Origin of the sequence: Streptomyces bobili (assembly GCF_002154575.1) — a bacterium.
Taxonomy (GTDB): Bacteria; Actinomycetota; Actinomycetes; order Streptomycetales; family Streptomycetaceae; genus Streptomyces; species Streptomyces bobili.
The window spans coordinates 1-4,696 of sequence record NZ_MUBA01000217.1 but is presented as its reverse complement, the minus strand read 5'-3'; the positions used below and the strand labels follow the sequence as shown (position 1 = coordinate 4,696).

Here is a 4,696-nt window from a genome sequence, read left to right as displayed (position 1 = left end):
GTGTGGTGTCGCTGGCGTACGGCTGCGGGGGGCACTCGGAGGCGGCGGTCATGCCCACGCCGCCGCGGCCCGCGGAGCCGGTGATCGACGAGAACCGGGTGGACCCCTTCCCGCTGCGCCCGGCGCCGGACTCCGGGTCCGTCCCGGCGGTACCGGACGAGGAATCGGCGGAACTGGGGCACTCGTAGGGGGTTCCTCGCCCCCGCCCCTTCCCGACCCGAACCCTGGGAGCTGCCGCCCCCAGCCCCCGGGCGGTGCGTCATGACCCACCGAGTCGGGGCTGGAGGGGCCCGGCCCCTGTGATGCGAAACCGGCGGAGCCGCTCGCGGTACCTTCGAGCTCACGGCGATGAGGAGAGTGAACCGACGTGAGCAAGTTCGTGCGGCCGGCGGCCGAGGGGGCCGATCCGTTCGGGACGGCCCGGCTGCGGCGCGGGGTGCTGGACGCCTGGGCCACGAGTCCCGCCCGTTTCCGGGAGGACGCCAACGCCGAGGANNACGCGGCCGCCCGCGCGGGCGTGCCCGGCCGGCTGCGCCTGACCCTGCGCGAGGGTGTCCTGGTCGCCGCGAACACGGGCGCCCCGCTGGACGCCGCCGGCGTCGAGTCCCTCTCCACGCTCCGCGCCTCCGCGAAACGCGAGGCCGGCCAGTCGGCGATCGGCCGCTTCGGCGTCGGTTTCGCCGCGGTCCTCGCGGTGACCGACGAGCCCGCCGTCGTCGGCCGGCACGGCGGTGTCCGCTGGTCCCTGGCGGAGGCCCGTGTGCTGGCCTCGGAGACCGCCCGGCACAGTCCGGGCCTGGGTGACGAGATCCGCCGCCGTGAGGGCCATGTGCCGCTGCTGCGGCTGCCCTTCGCGGCCGAGGGCACCGCCCCCGAGCCGTACGACACGGCCGTCATCCTGCCGCTGCGCGACGCCGCCGCCGCCGATCTCGCCGAACGGCTCCTCACCGCCGTGGACGACGCTCTCGTCCTCGCCCTGCCGGGCCTGGAGGAGGTCGTGATCGAGGTCGGGGACGCGGCGCCCCGCACCCTGCGCCGGGACACCGACGGCGCCCTCACGGTCGTGGCGGACACGCGGGACGGGACGACCCGGTGGCGGATCGCCGCCGCGCACGGGCCGCTCACCCCCGACCTGCTCGCCGACCGGCCGGTGGAGGAGCGGCTGCGGCCCCACTGGTCGGTGACCTGGGCCGTACCCGTCGACGCGGACGGGGCCCCGGCCCGGCCCCGCACCAGCCCCGTCCTGCACGCCCCCACGCCCAGCGACGAGCCCCTCGGGGTGCCCGCGCTGCTCATCGCCTCCTTCCCCCTGGACACGACCCGGCGGCACGCGGCCCCGGGCCCGCTCACCGACCATCTGGTGCAGCGGGCGGCGGACGCGTACGCCGGACTGCTGGCCGGCTGGCGTCCGGTGACCACCGGGATCATCGACCTGGTGCCCGGCCCGCTGGGCAAGGGCGAGCTGGACGGCGCGCTGCGCCGGGCGATCCTGGAGCGGCTGCCGCGTACGGCGTTCCTGCCGCCCGCCGCCGTACCGGTGGAGGGCGAGGCCGAGGAGGAGCACGAGCTGCCCGAGGCGCTGCGGCCACGGGACGCCGAGGTCGTCGAGGGCGCGGGCGCGGACACCGTACGGGTGCTCGCCGAGGTGCTGCAGACGCTGCTGCCCGCCGGTCTCGAGCGCCGGGCGGAGCTGCGCACGCTCGGGGTGTCCCGCGTGCCGCTCGCCGACGCGGTCGACCGGCTGGCCGGGCTGGAGAAGGACCCGCACTGGTGGTACCGGCTGTACGAGAGCCTCGCCGGGGTCGACCCCGAGCGGCTCTCCGGGCTCCCCGTACCCCTGGCCGGGGGCACCTCCCAGGGTTTCGGCTCCGGGGGAGGCCGGACGACGATCGGTCCCCGTCAGGTGCTGCTGCCGACCTCGGACGCGGCCCGGCTCGACGCCGACGTCCTCGCCCGGCTGGGTCTCAAGGTGGCCCACCCCGACGCCGCTCACCCGCTGCTGGAGAAGCTGGGCGCCCTGCCCGCGACACCGCGGGCGGTGCTGACGACCCCGCAGGTGCGGGCGGCCGTGGCCGCGTCTCTGGACGACGACGGCGGCGCCTGGGACGACCAGGGCGCCCCGGACGCCGAGGAGCTGGCCGGCACCGTCCTGGCGCTGGTCCGTGACGCGGGCCTGGAGCCCGGCGAGGAGCCCTGGCTGGGCGCCCTCGCCCTGCCCGACGAGGACGGGGAGCCGACCCCGGCCGGTGAACTCGTCCTGCCCGGCAGCCCGTTCGCCGAGGTCATCCGCGAGGATGAACTGGCGTACGTGGACCGCGAGTTGGCGGACAAGTGGGGCGAGCAGCCCCTCGTGGCCTGCGGTGTCCTGGCGAACTTCGCGCTCGTGCGCGCCACGGACGTCGTCCTCGACCCGGACGAACTGGAGCCGCGCGAGGGCGACTTCGCCGAACCGGACGACGCCGGACTGCTGGACGCCGTGGACGTGTGGGCCGAGGACATCCTCGACCGCTTCCCGGACTCGCCCGTCCCGCCGGTCGCCACCGAGCTGGTCGCCGTCCGCGACCTCGACCTCGTCGACGACGACCGCTGGCCGCAGGCCCTCGCGCTGCTCGCCCAGCCGCCCCTGCGCGACGCCCTCACCCAGCCGGTCCGCATCCTCCTCCCGGACGGCACCCACGAGGTCGTACGCCCGTACACCGCCTGGTGGCTGCGCGGGCACCCCGTCCTCGACGGCCGCCGCCCGGCGGGCCTGCTCGCGGCCGGCGGAGACCCCCTCCTGCACGGCCTCTACGACCAGGCCGACGCGACCGGCTTCAGCGACGAGCAGGTCCTGCGCGCCCTGGGCGTACGGACCTCCCTGGCCGCCCTCCTCGACGAGCCGGGCGGCGCGGCCGAACTCCTCGACCGCCTCGCGGACCCCGACCGCCCGGTGGGTGCCGCCCAACTGCACGGCCTTTACAGCGAGTTGGCCGCGCTGGACCCGGATCAGGTGACCCTGCCGGACGAGCTGAGGGCCGTCGTCGACGGCCGGGTCGAGGTCGTGGACGCGGCCGACGCCGTCGTCGTCGACTCCCCCGACCTGCTGCCCTTCACCGAGGGTGTCCCACTGCTTCCCGTACGGCCCACGCGGGCCGCCGGGCTGGCCGAACTGTTCCAGGTCCGCCGCCTCAGCGAGTCCGTGACGGGCGAGATCCACTCCGAGGGCACCGAACACGAGGTCCCCGCCCCGGTACGCACCCTCCTCGGCCCGCGCACCCCCACCACCTACGTCGAACACGAGGAACTCGTCGTCGACGGCGTGGAGATCGACTGGCGCCTGACCGACGACGGCATCCTGCACGCCTCCACCCTGGAGGGCGTCGCCGCCGGCCTCGCCTGGGCGGCCGGCCAGTGGCCCCGCCGCTTCGAGGTGGCGGCCCTGATGGAGGACCCGTCCAGGACGGACGAGCTGGCCAGGGACCGCTGGTTCGACTGAGGCGACCTGTCCGGCTCACCGGCTCGGGCGCACCGCACTCACGGGGCGCCCGAGCCGGGTCTGAGTGAACTTGTGGGAAATCTCCGCCACTTCGTACAACCCTTCACAACTCTCGTGCATCTGATCACATGAGCCAACAGGCTCCGTGATCATTTGGGCCCTGTGTGTGAAGACGAGCCGTAGGGAACGACGACCGTCAGGGCCCCTTTCTCCATCGAGGGGAATGCATGCGCATCCGTGCCACCGTGGCCGCCGTCTCCGGCGCCCTGGCCCTTTCCGCGCTGGCCGTGCCTGCCGCGAACGCTGCCGACAGCGCGCCGAGCAAGGCCGACCTCTTCCAGGCCGCGCACCGCGCCGCCGCAGGCAAGTCCGCGTTCACCGGTTCCACCGCCGCGGCCGCCCCCTACGCCCTGGACCTCAAGTTCTCCGGCGTGAGCGTCAACAACGGCAAGCCGATCGTCGTCGGGACCACCGGCAAGGTGTCCGCCCCCGTGTCCTTCAAGGTCACGCACGCCGCGGACATCGACCTCGAGGCCGAGGACTTGGAGCTGGACGTGCTGCTGTACCGCGGCACGCTCAGCAACCCCGTCAACATCCTGTGGGGCGACAACTGGCCCTCCTGCGTCAACGTCTCCGCGACGGTGGCCACCTGCAAGAACACCATCGACATCCGCCCCGCCGACGGTGACCTGCTGAACTCCGACGCCACCAGCTTCAAGGCGCTCGGGTACGCGTACGACTGGAACGACCAGGACCCGTACACCGAGGACGACATCGACTGGAGCAAGGTCGGCTACACCGAGGCGGACGCCCTGACGCTCGCCAAGCTCCAGCGCGCCTCCAAGCTCACCGTCAACGCCGCCCCGGAGCCGGTGCGCAAGGGCGCCACCATCACCGTCACGGGCAAGCTGTCCCGCGCCAACTGGGAGGACAACCAGTACCACGGTTACTCCACCCAGCCGGTGAAGCTGCAGTTCCGCAAGAAGGGCAGCAGCACCTACACCACGGTCAAGACGATCAAGACGTCCACGACGGGCGCCCTGAAGACGACCGTCAAGGCGACCGTGGACGGCTACTTCCGCTACAGCTTCGCGGGCACCTCGACCACCCCGACGGTCACCACCGCCGGCGACTTCGTCGACGTGCGCTGACCCGACAGGCCCCGCGCAGGAGAGGCCCGGCCCCGCATCCGGCGGGGCACGGGCCTCTCCTCACGCCCCC

Annotated in this window: 2 protein-coding genes and 1 pseudogene; all 3 read left to right on the top strand. The window is 74.2% G+C overall.

Annotation, left to right across the window (positions count from 1 at the left end; translation table 11 throughout):
• Positions 1-188 (top strand): annotated as a pseudogene (locus BZL64_RS18615) (DUF3027 domain-containing protein); the annotation flags it as partial.
• A gap of 179 nt (positions 189-367) precedes the next feature.
• A complete protein-coding gene (locus BZL64_RS18610) occupies positions 368-3,475 on the top strand; it encodes a sacsin N-terminal ATP-binding-like domain-containing protein (protein WP_086770326.1) in 3,108 nt (1,035 codons plus the stop codon).
• Positions 3,476-3,702: 227 nt separating this feature from the next.
• Complete coding sequence (locus BZL64_RS18605; protein ID WP_086770325.1) at positions 3,703-4,626, top strand: hypothetical protein; 924 nt, start codon at positions 3,703-3,705, stop codon at positions 4,624-4,626.
• Positions 4,627-4,696: the final 70 nt, after the last annotated feature.

Excerpts from the sequence above, each read along its gene's own strand:
- BZL64_RS18605 (WP_086770325.1), top strand. The coding sequence starts at position 3,703 with ATGCGCATCCGTGCCACCGTGGCCGCCGTCTCCGGCGCCCTGGCCCTT.